We start from the raw sequence: 24503 nt of genomic DNA, 5'->3' as shown, positions 1-24503 counted from the left end.
TCTCTCACTGCATACGGCGCGCGGACTTCGCACTCAAGTTCTTGGCATTCATGGCTTCGATCCTGTCCTGCCAGAATGCGCTTGCGGTGCCGAAAACGTTGTAGCCGACGTGGGTCGAGACCTTGATGCGGTCGAGGATCGACAGCTCGGTCACGGTCTCCATCCGGTTGCTGCGCGGATCGAACACGATCAGCTTCAGCGGGGTCTGTTCGAGGATGTAGCGCGACACGGAGTGATTGCGGTCGCTGCCGTGCTCCTCGCACATGACGACGCTGTCGGCCTCGAGCAGCCGGGCGCCGCCCTTGATCGCCTCGATCTCGACGCCCTCGACGTCGAGCTTGATCAGGTATTTGCCGGTGGCCGCGACCTTGCCGTCGTCGATGAGGTTGTCGAGCGCGATCACGGACACTTCTTCACCGCCCGCCGACGGATCGCCGGCGATGCTGAAGGCTTCGTGCTTGGTGCCGGACAGCCGCGCGGTGCCGCGGGCCGCGCCGATGGCGCATTTCATGGTCTCGAAGCGATTGCCGTTGACGCGGGCGTTGTTGGCGAGCTTCGGATAGTTCTGCCCCGATGGCTCGATCGCGATCGCCTTGTGCGAACCAAACGGCTTGCTCGACACCAGCACCGACCAGTAGCCGTAATTGGCGCCGCAATCGAGCAGCGTGTAGTCGACGTCGATGGAATCGGCGAACAGCAGCTCGAGCTCGTCCTCGTAATTGTAGGAGCGGTTGAGCAGCTTGCTCCAATAGCCGTCGCCGTAGGGGAATTCGAACACGGCGTCGGGATTGAGCCTGATCGCGATGTTGCGCTCCGGCAGCGTCCTGCGCAGCAAATTCGCGCAGGCGATATAGCCCATGTGCGAGAAATGCGAGGAGATCTTCGATCCCGTCACCAGCGCCAAGGCAGCCGTCCGCTCCCACAGGTTGGCCCCTTCCAGGGCCCCCGAGGCGCGGTCAAACTGGATTGGCGCCTGCTGGCCCATCACCGATCGACCTCTCCGAACACGATGTCGAGCGAGCCGAGGATTGCCGAGACGTCGGCGAGCAGATGGCCGCGGCAGATGTGATCCATCGCCTGGAGATGCGCAAAGCCCGGCGCGCGGATCTTGCACTTATAGGGCTTGTTGGTGCCGTCGGAGACGAGATAGACGCCGAACTCGCCCTTGGGCGCTTCGACCGCGGCGTAGACTTCGCCGGCCGGCACGTGGACGCCTTCGGTGTAGAGCTTGAAGTGGTGGATGAGCGCTTCCATCGAGCGCTTCATCTCGCCACGGCGCGGCGGCGCGACCTTGTTGTCTTCGACGACGACCGGGCCCTTGCCGTCGGGCGCATTCAGTTTCTGGATGCACTGCTTCATGATGCGCACGGACTGGCGCATCTCTTCCATGCGGATCAGGTAGCGGTCGTAGCAATCGCCGTTCTTGCCGATCGGAATGTCGAAATCCATCTCGGCGTAACATTCGTAGGGCTGCGACTTGCGCAGATCCCAGGCCGCGCCGGAGCCGCGCACCATCACGCCGGAAAAACCCCACTCCCAGGCCTCTTTGAGCGGCACCACGCCGATGTCGACGTTGCGCTGCTTGAAGATGCGGTTGGCGGTGAGCAGACGGTCGAGGTCGTCCACGACCTTCAGGAACGGATCGCACCAGGCCTCGATGTCGTCGACCAGCTTCTGCGGCAAGTCCTGGTGCACGCCGCCGACGCGGAAGAAGGCTGCATGCATACGGCTGCCCGAGGCACGCTCGTAGAACACCATCAGCTTCTCGCGCTCCTCGAAGCCCCACAGCGGCGGGGTCAGCGCGCCAACGTCCATCGCCTGCGTGGTGACGTTGAGCAGATGCGAGAGGATGCGGCCGATCTCGCAATAGAGCACGCGGATCAGCTGGCCGCGGCGCGGCACCTCGATGCCGAGCAGCTTTTCGGCCGCGAGGCAGAAGGCGTGCTCCTGGTTCATCGGCGCGACGTAGTCGAGCCGGTCGAAATACGGGATCGCCTGGAGATAGGTCTTCTGCTCGATCAGCTTTTCGGTGCCGCGGTGAAGCAGCCCGATATGCGGATCGACGCGCTCGACCACTTCGCCGTCGAGCTCCAGCACCAGGCGCAACACGCCGTGCGCAGCCGGATGCTGGGGGCCGAAATTGATGGTGAAGTTACGGAGATTCTCGGGTTGCTCGTTCATGATCAGACCTTCGGCCCCGCCTTCTCGTCACCGGGCAGCGGATAGTCCGCCCCTTCCCACGGTGAGAGGAAATCGAACTTGCGGAATTCCTGATTGAGCCGGACTGGCTCGTAGACCACGCGCTTCTCCTGGTCGTCGTAGCGGACCTCGACGAAACCGGTCGTCGGGAAATCCTTGCGCAGCGGATGGCCCTCGAAGCCGTAATCGGTAAGGAGGCGGCGCATGTCGGGATGACCGACGAAGAACACGCCATAGAGGTCGTAGGCCTCGCGTTCGAACCAGTCCGCACCCGGGAATACGTCGATCAGCGACGGCACCTGCGTGGTCTCGTCCGCCTGGGCACGGAGCCGGATCCGCGTGTTCAGCGTCGGCGACAGGAAGTGATAGATCACGTCGAAACGCTTCTCACGATCGGGATAGTCCACTGCCGTGATGTCAGTGATGTTGACGAAACGGCAGCTCGGATCGTCGCGGAGGTACTTGACCACCTCGACGATCTTGACGGCCTCGACATCAACCGTGAGCTGGTTGAAGGCCACCGAATGACCGGTGGCGGCGCCCGGAAGCGCGCTAACGATCGTCTGCCCCAGGGCGTCGAGCTTGGCGTCGTCCATGACGTAAAACCTTAGCGTTCGATGGTGCCGGTGCGCCGGATCTTCTTCTGCAGCAGCAGCACGCCGTAGAGCAGCGCTTCCGCCGTGGGCGGGCAGCCCGGCACGTAGATGTCGATCGGCACGATGCGGTCGCAGCCGCGCACGACCGAGTAGGAATAGTGATAGTAGCCGCCGCCATTGGCGCAGGAGCCCATCGAGATGACGTAGCGCGGCTCGGGCATCTGGTCGTAGACCTTGCGCAGCGCCGGCGCCATCTTGTTGGTCAGGGTTCCCGCGACGATCATCACGTCGGACTGGCGCGGCGAGGCGCGCGGCGCGAAGCCGAAGCGCTCGACATCGTAGCGCGGCATCGACACCTGCATCATCTCGACCGCGCAGCAGGCGAGGCCGAAGGTCATCCACATCAGGGAGCCGGTGCGCGCCCAGGTGATGAGATCGTCGGTCGCTGCCACGAAGAAGCCCTTGTCGGACAGCTCGTGGTTGACCTCGAGGAAGAACGGATCGTTGGCGCCGACCGGCCTGCCGGTCGACGGATCCAGAATGCCCTTCGGGGCCGGCGCAATGACCGGACCGGCGGACGGTGCAGGGGTCAATCCCATTCCAGTGCTCCCTTCTTCCACTCATAGGCGAACCCGACCGTCAGCACGGCGAGGAACACCACCATGGACCAGAAGCCGGTCGCGCCAAGCTTGCCGAACGCCACCGCCCAGGGAAACAGGAACGCCACCTCGAGGTCGAAGATGATGAAGAGGATGGCGACCAGATAGAAGCGGACGTCGAACTTCATGCGGGCGTCGTCGAAGGCGTTGAAACCGCACTCATACGCCGACAGCTTTTCCGGGTCCGGCTGCTGAAACGCCACGATGAAGGGCGCGATCAGCAGCACCAGGCCAATGAGGCCCGCTACCCCTATAAAGACGACGAGTGGTAGATAGTTCTGAAGAATGCCGCTCATTGACGAGCCCTTTTTCCCGCAGCCTCAGGACAGCCACGGATTCGTCCGATTTGGAATTATTCTGAGCCTTAGCGCAGTGCACCAATGGGCGCAAGACACGCTCTTTTCAGGCCCTTTGCCGCTCTCAGAACGGTGAAAATCCCGGAATCACCCCGCGGCTGGTATGGAGCAGATCGCCTGACCCAGCAAGGGCAGTCACGGCTTCGCAGGTCAGCAGTTCTGAGATTGCGGCGCAGGGCCCAAGGCAGCTATCGGCTGCGCCTTGACCGAGCAAAATGTACGGTTTTTCCCGGTGCGGCGGAGCGTCCAACCCCGGCAACGACCGGCGCAGGCACCCTCCGCCGCCTCTTGACATAATTTGCCGAGGGTCGTTTTGCCAGGGGTCCCTAGAGCAGTGCAGCCAAGGAGTCATTGAGGGCGCCACCGCGATCAGGACAGGTGCAGCAAAGCACACCTATCCACAGCTGCGCACGATCACAGAGCCATGCGCCACGAAGGGGCCGGGGTTCGTCTGGCGAATGCGTCGGCGGTCAGCTGCAAACCGGCCGCGAGCGCGGCGACGGCGACTTGCTGGTTGGTCGCTCGCGCCGCGCTCGGATGAGCTTCGGGCCGGGGGGCATAGCCCATGAGCTCATCGATCTCCTGAGGGAAGATCAGTGGCGGTCCGGTCAGGCGAAGCAGATGATCGTCGCGATCGGCCGCCCCCAGAGCCGGCCCGCCACGAGGTCCTGCCCTCGCCTGTCCTCACCATTTGTAGGAGACGCTGGCGGTGACGCGCCGGCGGTCGCCGTAGAAGCAGGATGTGGCTGATGCGCAGCTCGCCACATAGATCTTGTCGGTCAGGTTGATCACGTTCAGGGCCGTGCGCCAGTTCTGCCATTCGTAGTGGACCGCGAGATCGCCGAGCACGACCGCGGGAACTTCGAGGGTGTTGGCCTGGTCGGCCCAGGACGAGCCGACATAGCGCACGCCGCCGCCGAAGCCGAAGCCAGTCAGCGGCCCTTCCTTGAAGGTGTAGTCCGCCCAGCCCGACACCAGCATCTCGGGCGTGTTGGTCGGCGTCTTGCCCACCAATGCCGGATTGAGATCCTTGCTGGTGAAGAGATGATAGGCCGTGAAGGCGCCGATGAACTTCAGCTCCTTCGTGGCGTTGGCCACTGCTTCGAGCTCGATGCCGCGCGAGGTCACCTCGCCGGTCTGGTTCTGCAGCGTGGAGATCACCGGATCGGTCGTCGGTATGTTCTGGCGCTTCAGGTCGAACACCGAGGCCGTGAAATAGCCGTCGAACCCCTTCGGCGCGACCTTCACACCGATTTCGGTCTGTTGGCCGCTCTCAGGCTGGAACAACCGGTTCTGCGCATTGAGGCCGATGATCGGATTGTAGCTGGTTGAATAGGAGACGTACGGGGCGATGCCGTTATCGAAATTGTAGATCAACCCGGCACGGCCGCTGAACCGGCTGTCGTTGATACTGGCCAACGTCGCCCCCGTGTCGCGCGCTTCCTGCGTGGTCTCCACCCAGTCATTGCGCCCGCTCAGGACCAGCGTGAAGTTACCGAGCTTCATCTGGTCCTGAAGGTAAGTGCCGGCCTGCTTCTGTGTGATCAGGAAGTTGCGGAACGGAGCGCCCGCGAGCGGAATGTTAATACCGTAGGCGGGATTGAAGACGTTGATCGGGGGAACGGTCCCGAAATTGAAAGCCTGATAGTCGTCGATCTGGTACCCTCTCAGGTCAACTCCAAACAGCATCGTGTGCCTGACTGCACCGGTGTCGAAGCGGTACTCGAGCTGGTTATCAAGATTGGCTTGGTTCGCGGTGTTCTTCGCATACCAGTTATAGCGGCCCATCGTGGCCGTATTGATGTTGTCCCAACCGTTGCCGATATAGCCGCGATAGCTGATATCGACATGCGCGAAGCGGGCGTTCTGACGAAACGTCAGATCGTCGGTGAGATTGCGTTCGAACTGATAGCCGAGCATCTCCTGCTCGCGCGTGAACTTGTCGACGCTGGGATCGCCGACGAAGAAGCTGGTCGGGATCTTGCCGAACGGCGCATTGGTCACCGTGCCCTGGTAAGGCAGGAAGTTGATGCCGCGGGTGTCCTGCTTCGAGGCCGAGGCCAGCACCGTGAACGTCGTGTCGGCATCCGGCTTCCAGGTGAACGACGGTGCGATGAAATAGTTGTTGTCGGGCGTAAAATTTACCTGGGTGGGGCCATTCTGGACTTGGCCGACGAAGCGGTAGAACAGCTTTCCGTCCTGGGGCTGCGTTGCAACCGGTCCACCGACATCGAAGCTGACATAGGCGTTGCCGAAATTGTTGACGCCGGTCTCGATGTAGCGGATCGGCTCGGCCGGCGGCATCTTGCTGATGACGTTGACGATGCCGCTCGGGCTCGATCCGCCATAGAGCACCGCTGACGGACCGCGCAGCACCTCGACGCGCTCCATGTTGGGCGTCTGCAGCTTCCAGCTCGCATAGGACGTGTAGAACAGCTGCATGCCGTCGAGAAACAGTCCGATGTCCTCGGACTTGAAGCCACGTATCAGCCACCAATCATTTCGTGTATCCGTGCCGAAGGTCCCTGCCCGCACGCCGGCGGTGTAGCGCAAGACCTCATCGAGCTTGTTCGGCTTCTGGTCGCGGATCTGCTCGGCGCCGATGACGGACACCGATTGCGGTGTTTCCATAATCGGCGTGTTGGTCTTGGTGCCCGAGGAGCTGCGGTTTGCGACATAGCCGTGCACTGGGCCGCGCGGCGTCTCGACGAAGCCGACGTCACGCTGCGGCTGGGGCCTGTTCCTGTCGGCGGTCTGCACCGACGATGACCGCGGCGCGCGGCGCTGAGGGGTCGCGGCCGCGCGGCGGCGCACTTCCGGCGCGGTGACGGTCACCGCCGGCAGGTTCTGCGCGCCACTCTGCGTGGACGATTGTGCGAGCGATGCCTGCGGCATCAAGACCAAAGCGGATGCGGTCGCCAACACGGCCGACCGCAGCATTCCAACACTATTCAACGCGCCACCCCAAAACTGCATGTTTGATGCAACATGCCGCCTGTCCCAGAACGGCATGCGCTTGCGATGACGATTATGTGAGAGCGCGCGGAATCCCTAATTGAAAGCTTCTTAGAAAAACTCTTAGAAGCGCTCCAACATTTCCCGTTATTGCAGCGAGATCAGCGCGCATTCTCCTCGCTCTCGAACATCCCGGCGGCGATCGCCGTGAGCTCATGGACCTGTCGCAGCAGTGCAGGGAGCTCTGTGCGCTGAGGCCACCGTGATCAGGGAGGTCAGGTTCTCGCCGCAACTTCGGACTTCGGATTTCACGATCAGCCTGCGCGTCAATGGATCTGCGAACGTGGGGCTGATCTGTTCCTGTCCTGGCCGACGGCCTAAACGCCGCTGTTCGTCCGGTCCCCGGACGAAACCGGCCGGGCGGAGAGATGAAACCATTTTGCGGAACCCGCGAAACGATCCGGAAACAGATCGTCCTTAAGACAAAGCCCATAGACGGCGGCAAAGCCCGTCGGGAGGCTCAGATGAACCACTCAATTCACTCCGCTGATCGTGCGACCCACCTGAAAATCGTGGTGGTGGCGCTGGTGGCCGGTATCGTCGTGGCCGGCTTCGGGATCGCAGCCCGCACCCATGCCGATTACGGCCAGACGGCCCAGTCGACGCCTGTGATCAAGGCCGGCAAGCCGGTGGCGGTCACGAGTGCGGGGACGTCGGAGATTCGCTGATACGTGCCTCTTCCGGGCTGACCAATGGCCGCCCCCGGGCGGCCTTTTTGTTTTCCAGGGCAATGCTTAGCCGAGACAGACAGGTAGAGCGCAACGTCCTTGACTTCACCATGTCCCCCCTTTAAGTCCCCCCTCGTTCCGCGCGCGTCGAGCGAACCACGCGGGAGTAGCTCAGTTGGTTAGAGCGCCGGCCTGTCACGCCGGAGGTCGCGGGTTCGAGCCCCGTCTCTCGCGCCATTTTGGCAATCCCTTCATAGCCTTAGCCCGAATTTCTCCACGCCTGTCGCATCTGCCGGCGTCCGGCGGGAACTCTCGGCATAGTCAGTCCACGTCCGAATCGTCTACGCCTTCCGAGACTTGGAGGGATCCCCCACGCGTTTCCGGCTTTTCCGGGGCTTCCTGTGGAATCGAGGAGGCCTGTCATGGCTAAGAAGGATTTGGCTAAGAAGGATTCGGCGAAGAAGGCAGCCGCTGCCGCGACCATCACGCTCAAGCACCTCGCTGCCGACATCGCGGAGCGCCAGGACCTCTCAAAAAAGCACGCCGAAGCTGTCCTGACCGATATGGTCGAGCTGATCACCAAGTACCTCAAGAAGGGCGACCGTGTCCGTATCGTGGGCCTTGGCATCCTCCAGGTCCGCAAGCGCGCCGCCCGCACCGGCCGCAATCCCGCCACCGGCGAAGCGATCCACATCAAGGCCAGTCGGAAGGTCGCGTTCCGCCCGGTGAAGGAACTGAAAGAGGCGATCTAGCGCTTACGATTCATTAGGCCTGATCGGAGCTCGTTCGGCCGCATCGCGGCCGGCTTTTCTGGTATACCGCCTGCTTCCCTCAATCTCGGCGGTTCGACCAGAAATGTCCTCTCTCACCTTTTCGCACACCGTGACCGAGCGCTTCCTGCGCTATGTCACGATCGACACCCAGTCCGATCCGGAATCCCCCAGCTCCCCCTCGACCGAGAAGCAGAAGGATCTCGGCCGCGTGCTCGCCGCCGAGCTGAAGGCCATGGGCGTCGAGGACGCGCATCTCGACGATTACGGCTATGTCTACGGCACCATCCCGGCCAACACCGACAAGAAGGTGCCGACGATCTGCTTCTGCTCGCACATGGACACATCTCCCGACGTCACCGGCAAGGACGTCAAGCCGCAAATGGTGAAGAACTATCGCGGCGGCGACATCGTGCTGCCCGGCGACACCAGCCAGGTGATCCGCCTTGCCGAGCACCCGGCGCTGAAGAACCAGATCGGCAACGACATCATCACCACCGACGGCACCACGCTGCTCGGGGCCGACAACAAGGCCGGCGTCGCCGAGATCATGGATGCCGCACATTTCTTCCTCAACAACCCCGATGTGAAGCACGGCACCATCAAGATCCTGTTCACGCCGGACGAGGAGATCGGCCGCGGCGTCGACAATGTCGACATGAAGAAACTGGGCGCCGATTTCGGCTACACCATGGACGGCGAGAGCGCCGGCTGCGTCGAGGACGAGACCTTCTCGGCCGACGGCGCCACCATCACCATCAACGGCGTCAGCGCCCATCCCGGCTACGCCAAGGGCAAGATGGAGCACGCGATCAAGATCGCCGCCGCCATCGTCGAGCGGCTGCCGAAGGAAGGCTGCTCGCCGGAGACGACCTCAGGCAAGCAGGGTTTTCTGCATCCGATCGGCATCGAGGGCGCGTTGGAACAGGCGACGCTCTCCTTCATCGTCCGCGACTTCACCGAGGAAGGACTGAAGGAGAAGGAGGTTCTGCTCGAGGGCATCGTCAAGGACGTGATGAAGGACTATCCGCGCTCGACCTACACATTCGAGGTCAAGGAGCAGTACCGCAACATGAAGCAGGTGATCGATCGTCACCCGCACGTTGTCGAGTACGCCGTCGAAGCCATCCGACGCGCCGGCCTGCGTCCGATGCGCACCGCCATCCGCGGCGGCACCGACGGCTCCCGCCTGTCCTTCATGGGCCTGCCCTGCCCCAACATCTTCGCTGGCGAGCACGCATTTCATTCGCGGCTCGAATGGGTCAGCCGGCAGGACATGGAAAAGGCGGTGCAGACCATCGTCCACCTCGCCATGATCTGGGAGGAACGGGCCTAGCGCCCCTCACCATCGTAAATATTGAAACGGCCGGGCTCATGCCCGGCCATTTGCTTCGAGACTACGGCACCGGCATCGCGCGCGGAGTGCGGTGGAAGCGATTTGAACTCGCCATCCAGTTCGGCAGCGGTGCGCCGTCGCGGTGCCGCCCACCGGCGGCCGCCGCCGCCCAGGCCACCACCGCTCCGATCAGGGTCGCGGCTGCGACCGAGAACGCGACGATGATCGAGTTGCGCCGCGCCCGGTTGATGGCCGTCCTGGACTCCGCGATCAGCGCATCGACCCGTTTTTCGGAATCGGGCGCCGCAAGACCCGTGAGCGCGGCCACCTGCTGCACGAGATAGGCCCTGTCGTCGCTGGTGACGCCGCTGTGGCTGGACGACGTCATCAGGATGCGTCCCGCTTCGGCGCGCGGTTCGCGAAGGTCCGTGTTAGGCGGACGCCGCGGCGCACGGAACAGCTTGTCGAGCTCATAGCTCAACAGAGGTTCGGCCACGGACGTGTTGCCGGCCGAGCTGCGCAACGGCGAACGGTCAACCGCAGATGCGCCGAGCAGCGCGAGCAGAGCGGCTCCGAGCAGCACGGCGAGCGCCCAGGACGTCAGCCCATGCAGCCCGTCCCGCCGCTCGCCGTCGTCCTCGATGGTCGCCAGCGCGGGTGCCGGCCGCGTTGTTCGTCCAGCGATGTAGCCGCCGAAACCGAAGCTGATGACCGCCTGGATGATCAGATACAGCCCGGAGAGCAGCGCAAGCGCAGCCGAGGCATCGCGCCAGGTCGGCGAGGCCGAACTGACACCAAGGCCGATCGCAACACCAAAGCCCAGCAGAATGAACGACATTGCGCCCGCCGCAAGCGCGCCTGCGAACACCGAGCTCCACTGGATGGTTCGAGGAGTCTCGCCCTCGATGCCGCCTTCCATGATCTCTTCGCGCATCAGCGTTTCGATCGTCATCGCGGCGCTCTTAGCGCAGGCCGAAGAACGACAGGATCGCCATGATGACGACGATCAAGCCGATCAAATAAATCAGTCCGTCCATTGTTGATCCTCCTCGGTTTCTTCCGGTCCGCTAATCGCGAGGTGTGAGGAACGTTCCTAATTGGACGGAGCGGCGGGAACGAACTGCGGAATGGATGGTTATCGGCTCAAGTCCCAAGGATAGAGATTGTGAGCACACAAGGCCTCAGCCGGTTCGTTCGGGCTGGGGCCTTTTCGCGTTGCAACCAGCTGCCCGTGCCTGTCCTATGCATGCGCCGCGGCAATTGTTCCAGTGACGTAACAATGTTGCGGGTCGACACTGTTCCCGCGCTTATGCTAGGCCGGGCTCAGACCGCAACCAGAGAGACGTCGTGCTCGCAAACCGCCAGCCCTCAGGATCCTGCCGCCCGCGCAACTGGCGCGGGCTGCTGTCCGTGCTGATCGCGGCCGTCTATCTGCTCGCGAGCGCGCTGCACGGCTCGCATGACATCGACGTCACCACGCCCGGCGGCGGCTCCGAGATCGTGGCGGCCCTTGATGGCCCCGCAGGCCATGGCGACCACAAGTTCATCGGCAGCCACCATTGTCATGGCTGCTTCTCGCTCACGGTGACACAGCCGGCACCGTCGACCGCATCGGTCGCGCTTGTTTCGGCACCGAGCCCGCAACATGCACCCCGGCTCGCCGGAATTGTCCCCGACACCGACTCGCCGCCTCCCAAACATATTGCCTGAACGGATTGGTCGGGCGCCCCGCGCCCATTGGGTTCATCCTTTACAGGTCGGCTTGATGTTGTTCAGAGGAATGGCCGCGCGCCTGGCGTGCGCGGCGGCGTGTCTGATTGCCGGACTCGCGATTGCGCCGTCTCACGCCCAGACTTTGACGATGCGGAGCGCGTTGTCGCGCGCGCTGGCCGCAAGCCCGCGGTTGACGGCGGCCGAGCGCGACGTCGGCATCGCCACGGGCCAGCGCATCCAGGCAGGCGCCCTCTTCAACCCGGAACTGTCCTACGAACAGGACGATTCCTTCGGCTCCGGCAAATATCGCGGGACGCGATCGGCCGAGACCACGCTGCAGATCAGCCAGGCCTTCGAGCTGTTCGGCAAGCGCGATGCGCGGATTGCCGCAGGCGTCGCCGGCGTCGAAGTGGCCGCGATCCAGCGCAAGGCCGTCAGGCTGGAGCTGCTGTCGGAGACCGCGATCGCCTTCCTCAGCGTGCTCGGCGCGCAGCGGCGCATTCAGATCCTCGACGAGCAGGTTGCCGCCATCGACCGCCTGACGCCGCTGCTGCGCCGCCGCGTCGAGGCCGGCGCCTCCTCGCCCGCCGAGACCGGCCGTGCCGAGGTCGCCTCCGCGTTGGTGAAAGCCGACCGCGAGCGCCTCAAGGCGACGCTGGCCAGCGCCCGGCGCGAGCTTGCGGTGCTGATGGGCGATCCAGCCGCGAAATTCGGCGAAGTGTCCGGCAGGCTCGATACCACGGGACGGCCGCCCACCTTCCAGGCGGTGGTTGCCGCCATCGATGCCAATCCGCAACTGGTGCGCTGGACCGCCGTTTACGCGCAGCGCAATGCCGAGCTGCTGCTGGCGCGGCTCAAACCCTATCCCGACGTGCGGATCGCCGCCGGCTGGCGCCACTTCAACGAAACGGGCGACGATGCGGCGCGCCTGACCGTCTCCGTGCCGATCCCCGTGTTCGACCAGAACCAGGGCAACATCCTCTCGGCGCAGGAAAGCCTTGCCAAGACCAGGGCCGAGCGCGAGGCCAACCGCAACACGCTGATCGTGATTGCCGGCCGCGCCTATGACTCGGTCCAGGGGTCGCTGCGCGAGCTCGCCGTGCTGCGTGAGACCGCGATCCCCAAGGCCGTCGAGGCGTCCGAGGCGATCTCGCAGGGCTACGGCCAGGGCCGCTTCACCCTGCTCGAGGTACTCGACGCCCAGGCCAGCGTCACCCAGGCGCGGCTGCGCGAGCAGGAGGCGCTGCAGAATTTCCATGCCGGCGTTGCGATCATCGAGGGCCTCGTCGGCAATCCCTTCACGCTGGCGCGGGAGAGCGCACGATGAGGACGTCCTCTACCATCGTCGTTGCCATCGTTGCCGCCGCGCTGGGTGCTTACGGCTATTCCCTGCTCGCCCCGGACAAGCTCGCACACACCGAGCATGCCGAGCATTCCGAAAAGAAGCCGAACGACCATGTCGAGCAGGACGAGCACGGCGCCGACCGCATCCGGATCTCCGACGTCAAGCTCGCGGCCGCGGGCGTCACGCTGGCCGAAGCCGCGGGCGCCACGCTGACCGACACGCTCGCCTTCAACGGCATCCTGCGCGCCAACCAGGAAGCCGTGGTGCAGGTGACGCCGCGCTTTCCGGGCGTCGTCAAATCCATCCTGAAGCGCATCGGCGACAAGGTCGCCAGGGACGATCTGCTCGCGGCGATCGAGAGCAACCAGAGTCTCACCGTCTACGAGCTCAAGGCGCCGATCGCCGGCACCGTCATCGAGCGGCAGATCTCGCTCGGCGAATACGCCTCCGAGCAGAAGCCGGCCTTCGTCGTCGCCGACCTCTCCACCATCTGGGTCGATCTGTCGATCTATCGGCAGGACTTGAGGCGCGTCCGCATCAACGACGAGGTGCTGATCGATCCCGACGACGGCCGCGGCGAGATCAAGGGCACGATCTCCTACATGGCCCCGATCGGCAGCAGCGAGACCCAGACCGCGCTGGCGCGCGTGGTGCTGGCAAATCCGGACGGACGACTGCGTCCCGGTCTGTTCGTCGCGGCGCGGCTGATCCTCGCGGCGCGCAACGTCGCGGTCGCCGTGCGCCGTAGCGCGATCCAGACGCTGGAGAACAGGACCATCGTGTTCGTGCGCGAGGACGGCGACAAGATCGAGGCGCGTCCGGTCGAAACAGGGGATTCCGATCCGAGGTTCGTCGAGATCAAGGCTGGGCTCGCGGCCGGCGAGCACTATGTCGCGGAGAACAGCTTCGTCGTGAAGGCGGAGATGGGCAAGGGAGAGGCCGAGCATGATTGAGCGTCTCATCGCCGCCTCGCTGCATCAGCGCTGGCTGGTCCTCCTGCTCGCGCTCGGCGCCGTCGCCTTCGGCGCCTGGAATTTCCAGCGCCTGCCGATCGACGCCGTCCCCGACATCACCAACGTCCAGGTCCAGATCAACACCCGCGCGCCCGGCTACTCGCCGCTCGAGACCGAGCAGCGCATCACCTTCCCGGTCGAGACCGCCATGAGCGGGCTGCCGAAGCTCGACTACACCCGCTCGCTGTCGCGCTACGGCCTCAGCCAGGTGACGATCGTCTTCAAGGACGGCACCGACATCTATTTCGCCCGCCAGCTCGTGGGCGAACGTATCCAGCAGGTGAAGGACCAGCTCCCGGCGGGCGTCGAGGTCGCGATGGGGCCGGTCTCGACCGGGCTGGGCGAAATCTTCATGTACACCGTCGAGGCCAAGGTGGGCGTAAAGACCCAGGGCGGCCACGACTATTCGCTGACCGATTTGCGCACTGTGCAGGACTGGATCATCCGGCCGCAGCTCCGCAACGTGCCGGGCGTGGTCGAGGTCAACACCATCGGCGGCTTCGAGCGGCAATTCCACGTGCTGCCGGACCCCGGCAAGCTGATGGCCTACCGGCTCGGCTTTCGCGACGTCATGACGGCGCTGGCCGCCAATAACGCCAATGTCGGTGCCGGCTATATCGAGCGCAATGGCGAGCAATATCTGGTGCGCTCGCCGGGGCAGGTCGGCAACATCGCCGAAATCCAGGACATCGTGATCGGCTCGCGCGGCGGCAATCCCGTCAGGATCAGGGACGTCGCGACCGTCATCGAAGGCCGCGATCTGCGCACGGGCGCGGCGACGCGAGACGGCGAGGAAACCGTGCTCGGCACCGCCATGCTGCTGATCGGCGAGAACAGCCGCAGCGTCGCCCGCCGGGTCGCAGCCCGCATCGAGGACATCGCCAAATCGCTGCCCGAAGGCGTCGTGACGCGGACTGTCTACGATCGCACCGATCTCGTCGAGGCCACCATCCGCACGGTCAGGAACAATCTGCTGGAAGGCGCGGCGCTGGTGGTGGCCGTGCTGTTCCTGATCCTCGGAAACATCCGCGCCGCACTGGTCACCGCCTGTGTCATTCCGCTCTCGATGGCGATGACGATCACCGGCATGGTCGAGACCAAGGTCAGCGCGAACCTGATGAGCCTGGGTGCGATCGACTTCGGCATCATCGTCGACGGCGCCGTCATCATCGTCGAGAATTGCCTGCGCATGCTGGCCGAGGCCCAGCGCGAGAAGGGTCGCCTGCTCACGCTCCCGGAGCGGCTGCGGGCGATCCAGCGCGGGTCGAGCGAGGTCATCAAGCCGAGCCTGTTCGGAACACTGATCATCGCCGTGGTCTACCTGCCCGTGCTGACGCTGACCGGCGTCGAAGGCAAGATGTTCACGCCGATGGCGCTGACCGTGCTGATGGCGCTGGGCGCCGCCGTGCTGTTCTCCATCACCTTCGTGCCGGCGGCCGTTGCAATCTTCGTCACCGGCAAGGTGTCCGAGCACGAAAACCTGTTCATGCGGGTCGCCAAGCGCGCTTATCTCCCCCTGCTCCGTTTTGCCATCGACAATCGCGCCGCGGTCGCCATCATGGCCGTGGTCATCGTGGTTGCGAGCGGCATCGCCGCCGCGCGCATGGGTGGCGAGTTCATCCCGAGCCTCGACGAAGGCGACGTCGCGCTGGCCTCGATCCGGATTCCCGGCACCAGCCTCACCCAGTCGCTGGACCTGCAGAAGGCCTTGGAGAAGCGCATCAAGCAGATCCCGGAGGTGAAGGAGTTCTTCACCCGCATCGGCACCGCGGAGATCGCGACCGACCCGATGTCGCCGGCGCAAACCGACGGCTACATCATGCTCAAGCCGCGCGCCGAATGGCCCGACCCGGACAAGCCGAAAGCCGACGTGATCGAGGCGATCGATCATGCTGCTGACGAGATTCCGGGTAGCGCCTACGAGATCTCCCAGCCGATCCAGTTCCGTGTCAACGAGCTGATTTCCGGCGTGCGCAGCGATGTCGGCATCAAGGTCTTCGGTGATGACCTCGACATCCTGCAAGGCGCCGCAAGACAGGTGGAGGCCGCGATCCGGGGAATCCGCGGCGCCAGCGACATCAAGATCGAGCAGGTCGCTGGCCTGCCGATCCTCACCGTGCGGCTCGATCGCCAGGCACTCGCCCGCTACGGCCTCAGCGTCGCCGAGGTGCAGGGCATCGTCGAGATCGCGGTCGGGGGCAAGTCGGCCGGCAAGCTGTTCGAGGGCGACCGCCGCTTCGACATCGTCGTGCGCCTGCCCGAGCATCTGCGCGGCAATCTCGAGGCGATCCGAGCCATCCCGATCCCATTGCCGCCCGGTGAGGAGGCCACGGCCAACACGCCGCTTCGAACAGCATTGTCCGCCTCTTCCCTCACCCAGATGCGCTATGTGCCGCTGTCGTCGGTCGCAACCGTCGATGCGACGCCCGGGCCCAACCAGATCAGCCGCGAAAACGGCAAGCGGCGCATCGTCGTCACCGCCAATGTCCGCGCCCGCGACCTCGGCTCCTTCGTGGCCGAGGCCGAGGCGGCCGTGGCCGAGAAGGTCAAGCTGCCGCCGGGCTACTTCATCGGCTGGGGCGGACAGTTCGAGCAGCTGGTCTCCGCGACCAAGCGGCTCACCATCGTCGTGCCGGTGGCGTTGCTGCTGGTGTTTCTGCTGCTGTTCATGGGCATGGGATCGGCGGCGGATGCGGCGCTGGTGTTTTCAGGGGTGCCGCTGGCGCTGACCGGCGGCGTCGCGGCGCTGCTGCTGCGCGACATTCCCTTGTCCATCAGCGCGGGCGTCGGCTTCATCGCGCTGTCGGGCGTCGCCGTGCTCAACGGGCTCGTGATCATCGCCTTCATCGAGCGTCTGCGCAGCGAGGGACGATCCGTTGCGGAGGCCGTTCGCGAAGGCGCACTGACGCGGCTGCGGCCTGTGCTGATGACGGCCCTCGTCGCCTCCCTCGGCTTCGTGCCGATGGCGCTCGCCACCGGTGCCGGCGCAGAGGTGCAGCGGCCACTCGCGACCGTGGTGATCGGCGGCATCATCTCCTCCACCATGCTCACCCTCTTGGTGCTGCCCGCGCTCTATGTGTTGTTCCGTCGTGACGTAGCGCGGGAAGCGCCTACAATGGGGCCCGACATGGCAGCTTCCGGGGAGCGCTAGAGGTGGGAAGCCACGACCATCACGGCCATCACCACCATGACCATGCCGGCCACGCCCAAGATCATGATCATGGCCTTGGCCTTGGCCATGCGCATGTCCACGCGCCCGCCAGCTTCGGCAAGGCGTTCGCGATCGGCATTTCGCTCAACATCGCGCTGGTCGTGGCCGAGGCGGTCTACGGCTATCTCGGCAACTCCACCGCCCTGCTCGCGGACGCCGGTCACAATCTGTCCGACGTGCTCGGCCTGGTGGTGGCCTGGGGCGCCTCGATCGCAGCGCGCCGCGCCCCGAGCGGCCGCTTCACCTACGGCCTGCGCGCCTCCACCATCCTCGCGGCCCTTGCGAACGCGGTGTTCCTGCTGGTCGCGACCGGCGCGATCGGCTGGGAGGCGATCCTGCGCCTGCAGCAGCCGGAGCCCGTCGCAGGCGTTACGGTGATGGTGGTCGCCGGCATCGGCATCCTCATCAACGGGTTTACCGCCATGCTGTTCGCGAGCGGACGCAAGGACGACATCAACATCGAAGGCGCGTACCTGCACATGGCGGCCGACGCCGCGGTGTCGCTCGGCGTCGTGGTCTCGGCGGCGCTGATCATCTGGACGGGCTGGCTCTGGCTCGATCCCGTCACCAGCCTCGTCATCTGCGCCACCATCCTCTGGAGCACGACGAGCCTCTTGCGCGGCTCCATCGACATGTCGATGGCGGCCGCGCCCAAAGGCACCGACCTCGCCGCGATCAGGGCCTTCCTGCTGGCGCGGCCCGGCGTGTCAGGGATCCACGACCTCCACGTCTGGCCGATCTCCACCACCGAGACCGCGCTGACCTGCCACCTCGTCATGCCAACAGGCGCGGACGACGCATTCCTGATGCAGACGGCGCAACTGCTCAAGACATCCTTCCGCATCGGCCACACCACACTCCAGGTGGAAACGCATCCCGACAACGGCTGCGCGCTGGCGCCGGATGACGTGGTGTGAGGGGCACACAACGGCACGCCTTAATCTCTGCTGTCGTCCCGGACAAGCGCGCCTAAAGCGCGCGCTGATCCAGGACCCATAACCACAGGGAATGGTTTGGCGAAGACTCGGAGTTACCAGCTTCGCGCCAAAGTTCTCCCTGTGGTATGGTTCCCCGCGTTCGCGGGGACGACACCGAGGGTGTGGCAACGACGTGTGCCACAATGCCCCTTAGTCGTGAACTTACGCCGCCTTCGCCGTCACGATCCAGATCGCACCTTGCAACTCGACGCTCTGCCCGTTCAGGAACGGCGCGAGCGTCTCGCGAATCGAAGCCTTGGCGGCCTCATACGTCTCGGGCGGATGGCCCTGGAGCGCGCGGCTGGCCGGGCCGATCTGCAGCGAGCCGTCGACAGCGGCATCGAGGCCGCCGCCGATCGCGATGTCCATTGCGAGATTGTGCGGCTCCATCGCCACGTCCACGAAGCCTGCGCCTTTCAGAATGCGCATCACGCGCTCCTCCGAGGCGAAGGCGAACGGGCCCGGCTCTTCCGGCCCGACCGGCGGCATTTTCGGCACATGCTTGTAGACCGCCATCAGCGGCGCCATCATCCAGGGATTTTCCTTCGGCTCGCGCCAGCAGACGAAGGCGAGCCGCCCGGATGGCTTCAGCGCGCGGCGAAGATTGGTGAAGGACGCGGTGGGGTCGGCGAAGAACATCACGCCGAAGCGGGAGGCCAATAGATCGAAGCTCGCCGGCTCGAACGGATAGACGGTCGCATCCGCCAGCACGAAATCGAGCGGCAGGCCCTTTGGCGCGAACGCGCGCGCCTGCGACAGCATCGGCTCGGACACGTCGAGGCCGAGCGCAAGGCCATCGGGAGCCACCGCCTTCGCGAACGCAAAGGTCGTCGCACCGGAGCCGCAGCCGACGTCGATCACACGCTCGCCCGGCTTCGGCCTGGCACGGTTGATCAGGAGATCGGCAATGGGCCGGAGCAGCTTCTCCTGCACCCCGTGGCGATCGGCCCAGCGCTGCCCGCTCGGGCCGTTCCAATAGGCGATCTGGTCGGCGTTGAGTTCGTGTCCGCTCGGCTGTTCCATCGGGTCCATGATCCCTAGCATTTGTCGATCCGCCGCTCCCGCCATTGCGGGGGTTCACCCTGCGTCGGGTCCCTGGCCGGATCGTAACGCAGTTTTCTGCAAGGACCACAGCCGCTGCTGCGAGAATTGGCTGCGGTTCCGGCGGGAGTGCTCGCATTGTGGCCGCATAGCTTTCACCGAACGGCCGCATCGGAAGCAGACGACAACCAGATTTCGTGGCTAGCGTTTTCAGGTTGCTCACCTTGGAAAGGCATGACCATGCGCAGCTTCATGGCACCCCTCATTATCGCAACCCTCTCCTTCGGGACGCCGACTCTCGTGCAGGCGCAGGGAACATCGTCGCAACCGGGAGCAGAATCGCCGCCCGCTCAGAGCACCGTCATCCGACAGATCCAGGTTGTCGACATTAAGGACTTGCAGCCAGCGGTGCGCTCGAAGGTCGATGAGATCGTCGCACAGACAAGCGATGACGATATTCAATCGCTCCGGAAGACGATTGACGCTACTCCCCAGGCGGCATCCGCGCTCAAGGCGAAGGGTCTGACCTCGTCGCAGGTCGTTGCGATCAACATTGCCGAAGGCGTCCTGACACTATTCACCAAGACGGCCTGATACGTCCATCAGGAATGACGACGCGCCACTGTGGGGCAGGTGACCGCTCCACGGTGACTGTCGGCATGCCCGGCCGAGGGTTTGCAGGGTGATGTGCCCTTCGAACGAACCAGCCAGCCCCGACCGAATGGAGGCTTTGCGATGATGCCATGCACCAATTGGTCTCCCAGGCATGGCAGCCTGCTTGGCCCCGCCAAGCGAAAAGTGGTGGGCGGTCACGGATTCGAACCGCGGACCCTCTCGGTGTAAACGAGATGCTCTAACCAGCTGAGCTAACCGCCCTTCGCCGCCTCTTTAGCCCTACGTGCCCTTGCTGAGCAAGCCCGACCTCAATCCCCCGGCCTTCCCGGCAGCAGCGGCACGGCGTCGATCCACACCGCCGCCGACTGGCACCAGATCTGCCTGACGGGGCGTAACTTGTCGCGCTGGCGGATCGCGCCCCAGCGGACGCCCCAATCGTCGGCCTGGTCGCCCTCGCCGCTCGTGAACAGCGGGGAACCGCATTCGGCGCAGAAGTGCTGGAAGCGCATCCGGCCGTTGTCGCCGCGCTTGCCGTAGATCTTTGGCGTGCCGGCGGTCAGGCGGACATCGGCCGCGGAACAGATCGCGGTGACCCGGAACGGAGAGCCCGTCAGCGTCTGACAGTCCCGGCAATGGCAGACCGAGACGGCCTCGGGGTCGATCTCGGCTTCAAAGGTGATCTGCCCACAATGGCATTGCCCGTCGATGTGCATTGCCTCCTCCCCTTCCCCCAAACAAAAACGGCGCCCGAAGGCGCCGTTTTATCATCTTTCGCCTGATCTCAGTGAGCGGTCAGGCCGCCGGCGGCCTCGTCGCCATCAGGCTTCACCGTCACCTTGGTGTCCTCTTCCCAGACGATCGGCACCGGCTTTCTCACCAGCGCCTTGGCGATGACGTCGTCGAGGCGCGAGACCGGGATGATCTCCATGCCGCCCTTGATCGCATCGGAAATCTCCGTGAGATCTTTGGCGTTGTCCTCGGGGATCAGCACCGTCTTGATGCCGCCGCGGGCCGCCGCCAGCAGCTTCTCCTTCAGGCCGCCGATCGGCAGCACGCGACCGCGCAGCGTGATCTCGCCGGTCATCGCGACATCGTGGCGGACCGGGATGCCGGTCATGACCGAGATGATCGCGGTGGCCATCGCGACACCCGCGGACGGGCCGTCCTTCGGCGTCGCGCCCTCCGGCACGTGCACGTGGATGTCGCGCCGGTCGAACAGCGGCGGCTCGACGCCATAGTTGATCGCGCGCGAGCGGACGTAGGACGCCGCGGCCGAGATCGACTCCTTCATCACGTCACGCAGATTGCCGGTGACCGTCATCTTGCCCTTGCCGGGCATCATGACGCCTTCGATCGTCAGCAGTTCGCCGCCGACATCGGTCCAGGCAAGGCCGGTGACGATGCCGACCTGCGGCTCACTCTCGATCTCGCCGAAGCGGTACTTCGGCACGCCGAGCAGCTCTTCCAGAGTCTTCTCGGTGACCTTGACCGACTTCTTCTTGGAGATCATCAGCTCCTTCACCGCCTTGCGGGCGAGTGTCGAAAGCTCACGCTCCAGATTGCGCACGCCCGCTTCGCGGGTGTAGCGGCGGATCAGAAGCAGTAGCGCGTCGTCGTCGATCGAGAACTCCTTGGAGTCCAGGCCGTGCTTGGACACCGCGTTCGGGATCAGGTGCTTGCGCGCGATCTCGACCTTCTCGTTCTCGGTGTAGCCCGCGATCCGGATGATCTCCATGCGGTCCATCAGCGGGCCGGGAATATTCAGCGTATTCGCGGTCGTGATGAACATCACGTTGGATAGATCGTAGTCGACCTCGAGATAGTGGTCGTTGAACGTCGCGTTCTGCTCGGGGTCGAGCACCTCGAGCAAGGCCGAGGACGGATCGCCGCGGAAATCGGCGCCCATCTTGTCGATCTCGTCCAGCAGGAACAGCGGATTGGACGACTTCGCCTTGCGCATCGACTGGATGATCTTGCCGGGCATCGAACCGATATAGGTGCGGCGGTGACCGCGGATCTCGGCCTCGTCGCGCACGCCGCCGAGCGAGACGCGCACGAATTCGCGCCCCGTCGCCTTCGCGATCGACTTGCCGAGCGAGGTCTTGCCGACGCCGGGAGGTCCGACGAGGCACAGGATCGGGCCCGTCAGCTTGTTGGCGCGCGACTGCACCGCGAGATACTCGACGATGCGTTCCTTGACCTTCTCGAGCCCATAGTGATCCGAATCCAGGATGGCCTGTGCAGCCTCCAGATCCTTCTTCACCTTGGACTTCTTGTTCCACGGAATCGACAGCAGCCAATCCAGATAGTTGCGCACGACGGTCGCTTCCGCGGACATCGGCGACATCTGGCGCAGCTTCTTCAATTCATGCTGCGCCCGCTCGCGCGCTTCCTTGGAGAGCTTGGTCTTGGAGATCTTCTCTTCGAGATCGGCGAGCTCGTCGCGACCATCGTCGTCGCCGAGTTCCTTCTGGATCGCCTTCATCTGCTCGTTGAGATAATACTCGCGCTGGGTCTTCTCCATTTGTCGTTTGACACGAGAACGAATCCGCTTCTCGACCTGCAGCACCGAGATCTCGCTCTCCATCAGGCCCAGCACCTTCTCCAGGCGCGTGGTGACGGACAGCGTCTCCAGGATGCCCTGGCGGTCGGCGATCTTGACTGCGAGATGCGAGGCAACGGTGTCGGCGAGCTTGGCGAAGTCGGTGATCGCCTGCACGACGCCGACGACCTCGGCCGAGATCTTCTTGTTGAGCTTCACATAGCTCTCGAAATCGGACACGACCGAGCGCGCCAGCGCTTCCGCCTCGACCGACTTCGCATCGGTGTCGGCGAGCGCGACCGCGGTCGCCTCGTAATAGTCGGCGCGATCGGTGTACTTCGCCACACGCGCACGCTCGAGCCCTTCGACCAGCACCTTCACGGTGCCGTCCGGAAGCTTCAAGAGCTGGAGCACGCTGGCAAGCGTCCCGGTCTCGTAGATGGCATCGGGCGCCGGATCATCGTCGGACGCGTTCTTCTGCGTCGCGAGCATGATCAGCGCATCGTTCTTCATCACCTCTTCGAGCGCGCGGATCGACTTCTCGCGGCCGACGAAGAGCGGCACGATCATGTGCGGGAAGACGACGATGTCGCGCAACGGCAGCACGGGATAAGCGTGCGTTTCGCCATGGACGATGGTTGGCCGGGGTTTGGGATTGGTCATGGCCTTTTCCTTTTGCTTTGCCCCCTTGCACGCAGCCCGCTGATCATGCGCAACCGCCACAAGGTGCCGAGGTGATCCGCAGAACCGATCGGTCCTCTACGAGTTGGACCGGCTAGCCGGATGGACTGAGGCGAATCTTGAAGAGAATTTTCGCTCGCCGCCGACATTAGGTGGCTATCGACCCGGGGGGTGTCAAGTCATTGAAAAACGCGCGCCATCAGGCGCTTACGCACGCAAACAAGCGACGCAACACCGGCTGCGGAGATACAGTTCCGCAGCCCATCTTGAGAAGAGGATTGGAGCGCTCCAGCGCCGCCAGATCAGGCGCTGGCGTTCTCGACGGCGCGATCGGATCGATCGGCATAGATGTAGAGCGGACGCGCCGTTCCTTCCACCACTTCGCGGGAAATCACGACTTCTTCCACACCTTCCAAGCCCGGCAGGTCGAACATGGTCTCGAGCAGGATCGCCTCGAGGATCGAGCGCAACCCACGCGCGCCGGTCTTGCGCTCGATCGCCTTGCGGGCGACCGCACCAAGCGCCTCGTCGGCGAAGGTCAGCTCGATGTTCTCCATCTCGAACAGCCGCTGGTATTGTTTCACCAGCGCGTTCTTCGGCTCGGTCAGGATCTTCTTCAGCGAGGTCTCGTCGAGGTCCTCGAGCGTCGCCACGACCGGCAGACGGCCGACGAACTCGGGGATGAGGCCGTACTTCAGGAGATCCTCAGGCTCGACGTGACGGAAGATCTCGCCGGTACGGCGGTCCTCCGGGGCGAGCACCTGGGCGCCGAAGCCGATCGAAGTCGACCGCCCGCGCGCCGAGATGATCTTCTCGAGGCCGGCGAAAGCGCCGCCGCAGATGAAGAGGATGTTGGTGGTATCCACTTGCAGGAACTCCTGCTGCGGATGCTTGCGGCCGCCCTGCGGCGGGACCGAAGCCACCGTGCCTTCCATGATCTTGAGCAGCGCCTGCTGCACGCCCTCACCCGACACATCGCGCGTGATCGAGGGATTGTCGGACTTGCGGCTGATCTTGTCGATTTCGTCGATGTAGACGATGCCGCGCTGGGCGCGCTCGACATTGTAGTCGGCGGCCTGGAGCAGCTTCAGGATGATATTCTCGACGTCCTCGCCGACATAGCCGGCTTCGGTCAATGTCGTCGCATCCGCCATCGTGAACGGCACGTCCAGGATACGGGCGAGCGTCTGCGCGAGCAGCGTCTTGCCCGAGCCGGTCGGACCGATCAGCAGGATGTTCGACTTCGCGAGTTCGACGTCGTTGTGCTTGGTCTGATGGTTGAGGCGCTTGTAGTGGTTGTGCACCGCGACCGACAGGACCTTCTTCGCATGGCTCTGGCCGATCACGTAATCGTCCAGCACCTTGCAGATTTCCTTCGGCGTCGGAATCCCGTCGCGCGACTTGACCAGCGAGGATTTGTTCTCCTCGCGGATGATGTCCATGCAGAGCTCGACGCACTCGTCGCAGATGAAGACCGTGGGACCCGCGATCAGTTTGCGGACTTCGTGCTGGCTCTTGCCGCAGAACGAGCAATACAGCGTGTTCTTGGAGTCGCTCGTGCCGACCTTACTCATTCCTGTCTCCGTCCGCGGTTCGATCCCGTTCCGCTCGATCGCTCCATTCCGACACGATGGCCGGCATGAAGCTTAAGTAGAGCAAATTCCGTACCAAAAAAGACCCTACGCATTACATCCCGTGCGAATCACGGTCACTCGATTCTCCCGCGATCATAGCCGATCAGTCGTAGCCAACCATGCTGTCACCCG

20 protein-coding genes and 2 tRNA genes are annotated in these 24503 nt (G+C 64.2%); 10 read left to right on the top strand and 12 right to left on the bottom strand.

What is annotated here, in order from left to right; translation table 11 throughout:
- Positions 1–4: 4 nt before the first annotated feature.
- The 6 genes from IVB23_RS38890 to IVB23_RS38865 form a co-directional block, all read right to left on the bottom strand.
- Positions 5–985, bottom strand: coding sequence for an FkbM family methyltransferase (locus tag IVB23_RS38890; protein WP_061877838.1), 981 nt, complete (start codon positions 983–985; stop codon positions 5–7).
- Positions 985–2181, bottom strand: coding sequence for an NADH-quinone oxidoreductase subunit D (locus IVB23_RS38885; protein ID WP_247802097.1), 1197 nt, complete (start codon positions 2179–2181; stop codon positions 985–987). Before IVB23_RS38885 ends, IVB23_RS38890 begins: the two co-directional genes overlap by 1 nt.
- 2 nt (positions 2182–2183) lie before the next feature.
- Positions 2184–2795, bottom strand: a complete 612-nt coding sequence (locus IVB23_RS38880; protein ID WP_247802096.1) for an NADH-quinone oxidoreductase subunit C — start codon at positions 2793–2795, stop codon at positions 2184–2186.
- An 11-nt stretch (positions 2796–2806) separates the two neighbouring features.
- Entirely contained in the window at positions 2807–3388 is a 582-nt protein-coding gene (locus IVB23_RS38875; protein WP_197966852.1) for an NADH-quinone oxidoreductase subunit B, read from the bottom strand.
- Entirely contained in the window at positions 3385–3750 is a 366-nt protein-coding gene (locus tag IVB23_RS38870) for an NADH-quinone oxidoreductase subunit A (protein WP_008136158.1), read from the bottom strand. Before IVB23_RS38870 ends, IVB23_RS38875 begins: the two co-directional genes overlap by 4 nt.
- A 744-nt stretch (positions 3751–4494) precedes the next feature.
- Positions 4495–6750 (bottom strand): TonB-dependent siderophore receptor, encoded by a 2256-nt coding sequence (locus tag IVB23_RS38865; protein ID WP_247802095.1) that lies wholly within the window; start codon positions 6748–6750, stop codon positions 4495–4497.
- 539 nt (positions 6751–7289) lie between these two features.
- On the opposite strand from IVB23_RS38865, the gene IVB23_RS38860 reads away from it, so the two are divergent.
- The 4 genes from IVB23_RS38860 to pepT all read left to right on the top strand — a co-directional run bounded on the left by IVB23_RS38860 (position 7290) and on the right by pepT (position 9599).
- Entirely contained in the window at positions 7290–7493 is a 204-nt protein-coding gene (locus IVB23_RS38860; protein WP_061877859.1) for a hypothetical protein, read from the top strand.
- Between the two features lie 160 nt (positions 7494–7653).
- Positions 7654–7730, top strand: a tRNA-Asp gene (locus IVB23_RS38855).
- Positions 7731–7915: 185 nt separating this feature from the next.
- Positions 7916–8245: an HU family DNA-binding protein gene (locus tag IVB23_RS38850; protein ID WP_247802094.1), complete on the top strand. Its 330-nt coding sequence runs from the start codon at positions 7916–7918 to the stop codon at positions 8243–8245.
- 103 nt (positions 8246–8348) lie between these two features.
- Positions 8349–9599 (top strand): peptidase T, encoded by a 1251-nt coding sequence (gene pepT / locus IVB23_RS38845; RefSeq protein ID WP_061877832.1) that lies wholly within the window; start codon positions 8349–8351, stop codon positions 9597–9599.
- A 61-nt stretch (positions 9600–9660) separates the two neighbouring features.
- Here pepT and IVB23_RS38840 read toward each other — a convergent pair whose 3' ends face one another.
- Positions 9661–10551: a hypothetical protein gene (locus IVB23_RS38840; RefSeq protein WP_197966819.1), complete on the bottom strand. Its 891-nt coding sequence runs from the start codon at positions 10549–10551 to the stop codon at positions 9661–9663.
- Between the two features lie 395 nt (positions 10552–10946).
- Here IVB23_RS38840 and IVB23_RS38835 point away from each other — a divergent pair, with 395 nt between their 5' ends.
- From IVB23_RS38835 to IVB23_RS38815, 5 genes are read left to right on the top strand one after another with little or no spacing between them, the layout of a single operon-like run.
- Positions 10947–11309 (top strand): hypothetical protein, encoded by a 363-nt coding sequence (locus tag IVB23_RS38835; RefSeq protein WP_247802093.1) that lies wholly within the window; start codon positions 10947–10949, stop codon positions 11307–11309.
- A 55-nt stretch (positions 11310–11364) separates the two neighbouring features.
- A complete protein-coding gene (ihpA, locus tag IVB23_RS38830; RefSeq protein WP_247802092.1) occupies positions 11365–12639 on the top strand; it encodes a divalent metal ion exporter subunit IhpA in 1275 nt (424 codons plus the stop codon).
- Positions 12636–13610 carry a divalent metal ion exporter adaptor subunit IhpB gene (gene ihpB / locus IVB23_RS38825; RefSeq protein WP_247802091.1) on the top strand — a complete coding sequence of 325 codons (975 nt, stop codon included), beginning with the start codon at positions 12636–12638 and terminating at the stop codon, positions 13608–13610. The genes ihpA and ihpB overlap by 4 nt, the downstream gene beginning before the upstream one ends.
- A complete protein-coding gene (locus tag IVB23_RS38820; protein ID WP_247802090.1) occupies positions 13603–16821 on the top strand; it encodes a CusA/CzcA family heavy metal efflux RND transporter in 3219 nt (1072 codons plus the stop codon). Before ihpB ends, IVB23_RS38820 begins: the two co-directional genes overlap by 8 nt.
- 2 nt (positions 16822–16823) lie before the next feature.
- Entirely contained in the window at positions 16824–17798 is a 975-nt protein-coding gene (locus IVB23_RS38815) for a cation diffusion facilitator family transporter (protein WP_247802089.1), read from the top strand.
- A 222-nt stretch (positions 17799–18020) separates the two neighbouring features.
- On the opposite strand, the gene IVB23_RS38810 is transcribed toward IVB23_RS38815, so the two are convergent.
- Positions 18021–18881 (bottom strand): methyltransferase domain-containing protein, encoded by an 861-nt coding sequence (locus IVB23_RS38810; RefSeq protein WP_247805032.1) that lies wholly within the window; start codon positions 18879–18881, stop codon positions 18021–18023.
- A gap of 252 nt (positions 18882–19133) precedes the next feature.
- On the opposite strand from IVB23_RS38810, the gene IVB23_RS38805 reads away from it, so the two are divergent.
- On the top strand, positions 19134–19493 hold the full coding sequence (locus tag IVB23_RS38805) for a hypothetical protein (RefSeq protein ID WP_247802088.1): 360 nt from the start codon (positions 19134–19136) through the stop codon (positions 19491–19493).
- Between the two features lie 205 nt (positions 19494–19698).
- Here the strand turns inward: IVB23_RS38805 and IVB23_RS38800 are convergent.
- From IVB23_RS38800 to clpX, 4 genes are all read right to left on the bottom strand, one after another.
- Positions 19699–19775, bottom strand: a tRNA-Val gene (locus IVB23_RS38800).
- A 47-nt stretch (positions 19776–19822) separates the two neighbouring features.
- Positions 19823–20227 carry a GFA family protein gene (locus IVB23_RS38795; RefSeq protein ID WP_247802087.1) on the bottom strand — a complete coding sequence of 135 codons (405 nt, stop codon included), beginning with the start codon at positions 20225–20227 and terminating at the stop codon, positions 19823–19825.
- Between the two features lie 68 nt (positions 20228–20295).
- Positions 20296–22719, bottom strand: coding sequence for an endopeptidase La (gene lon, locus IVB23_RS38790; protein ID WP_028181341.1), 2424 nt, complete (start codon positions 22717–22719; stop codon positions 20296–20298).
- Positions 22720–23039: 320 nt separating this feature from the next.
- Positions 23040–24311, bottom strand: coding sequence for an ATP-dependent Clp protease ATP-binding subunit ClpX (gene clpX, locus IVB23_RS38785; protein WP_008547851.1), 1272 nt, complete (start codon positions 24309–24311; stop codon positions 23040–23042).
- Positions 24312–24503 lie beyond the last annotated feature (192 nt).

This window comes from Bradyrhizobium sp. 191, from assembly GCF_023100985.1.
GTDB classification, from domain to species: Bacteria; Pseudomonadota; Alphaproteobacteria; order Rhizobiales; family Xanthobacteraceae; genus Bradyrhizobium; species Bradyrhizobium diversitatis.
The sequence above is the reverse complement of the archived record's forward strand: the minus strand, read 5'-3'. Positions and strand labels throughout refer to the sequence as shown.

Bases quoted from the DNA above. Each gene is read 5' to 3' on its own strand.
- ihpA (WP_247802092.1), top strand. From the start codon at position 11,365: ATGTTGTTCAGAGGAATGGCCGCGCGCCTGGCGTGCGCGGCGGCGTGT.
- IVB23_RS38820 (WP_247802090.1), top strand. From the start codon at position 13,603: ATGATTGAGCGTCTCATCGCCGCCTCGCTGCATCAGCGCTGGCTGGTC.
- IVB23_RS38870 (WP_008136158.1), bottom strand. From the start codon at position 3,750: ATGAGCGGCATTCTTCAGAACTATCTACCACTCGTCGTCTTTATAGGG.
- IVB23_RS38880 (WP_247802096.1), bottom strand. From the start codon at position 2,795: ATGGACGACGCCAAGCTCGACGCCCTGGGGCAGACGATCGTTAGCGCG.
- IVB23_RS38850 (WP_247802094.1), top strand. From the start codon at position 7,916: ATGGCTAAGAAGGATTTGGCTAAGAAGGATTCGGCGAAGAAGGCAGCC.
- IVB23_RS38810 (WP_247805032.1), bottom strand. From the start codon at position 18,881: ATGGAACAGCCGAGCGGACACGAACTCAACGCCGACCAGATCGCCTAT.
- lon (WP_028181341.1), bottom strand. From the start codon at position 22,719: ATGACCAATCCCAAACCCCGGCCAACCATCGTCCATGGCGAAACGCAC.
- IVB23_RS38840 (WP_197966819.1), bottom strand. From the start codon at position 10,551: ATGACGATCGAAACGCTGATGCGCGAAGAGATCATGGAAGGCGGCATC.
- IVB23_RS38860 (WP_061877859.1), top strand. From the start codon at position 7,290: ATGAACCACTCAATTCACTCCGCTGATCGTGCGACCCACCTGAAAATC.
- IVB23_RS38795 (WP_247802087.1), bottom strand. From the start codon at position 20,227: ATGCACATCGACGGGCAATGCCATTGTGGGCAGATCACCTTTGAAGCC.
- IVB23_RS38885 (WP_247802097.1), bottom strand. From the start codon at position 2,181: ATGAACGAGCAACCCGAGAATCTCCGTAACTTCACCATCAATTTCGGC.
- IVB23_RS38865 (WP_247802095.1), bottom strand. From the start codon at position 6,750: ATGCTGCGGTCGGCCGTGTTGGCGACCGCATCCGCTTTGGTCTTGATG.
- IVB23_RS38805 (WP_247802088.1), top strand. From the start codon at position 19,134: ATGACCATGCGCAGCTTCATGGCACCCCTCATTATCGCAACCCTCTCC.
- IVB23_RS38890 (WP_061877838.1), bottom strand. From the start codon at position 985: ATGGGCCAGCAGGCGCCAATCCAGTTTGACCGCGCCTCGGGGGCCCTG.
- pepT (WP_061877832.1), top strand. From the start codon at position 8,349: ATGTCCTCTCTCACCTTTTCGCACACCGTGACCGAGCGCTTCCTGCGC.
- ihpB (WP_247802091.1), top strand. From the start codon at position 12,636: ATGAGGACGTCCTCTACCATCGTCGTTGCCATCGTTGCCGCCGCGCTG.
- clpX (WP_008547851.1), bottom strand. From the start codon at position 24,311: ATGAGTAAGGTCGGCACGAGCGACTCCAAGAACACGCTGTATTGCTCG.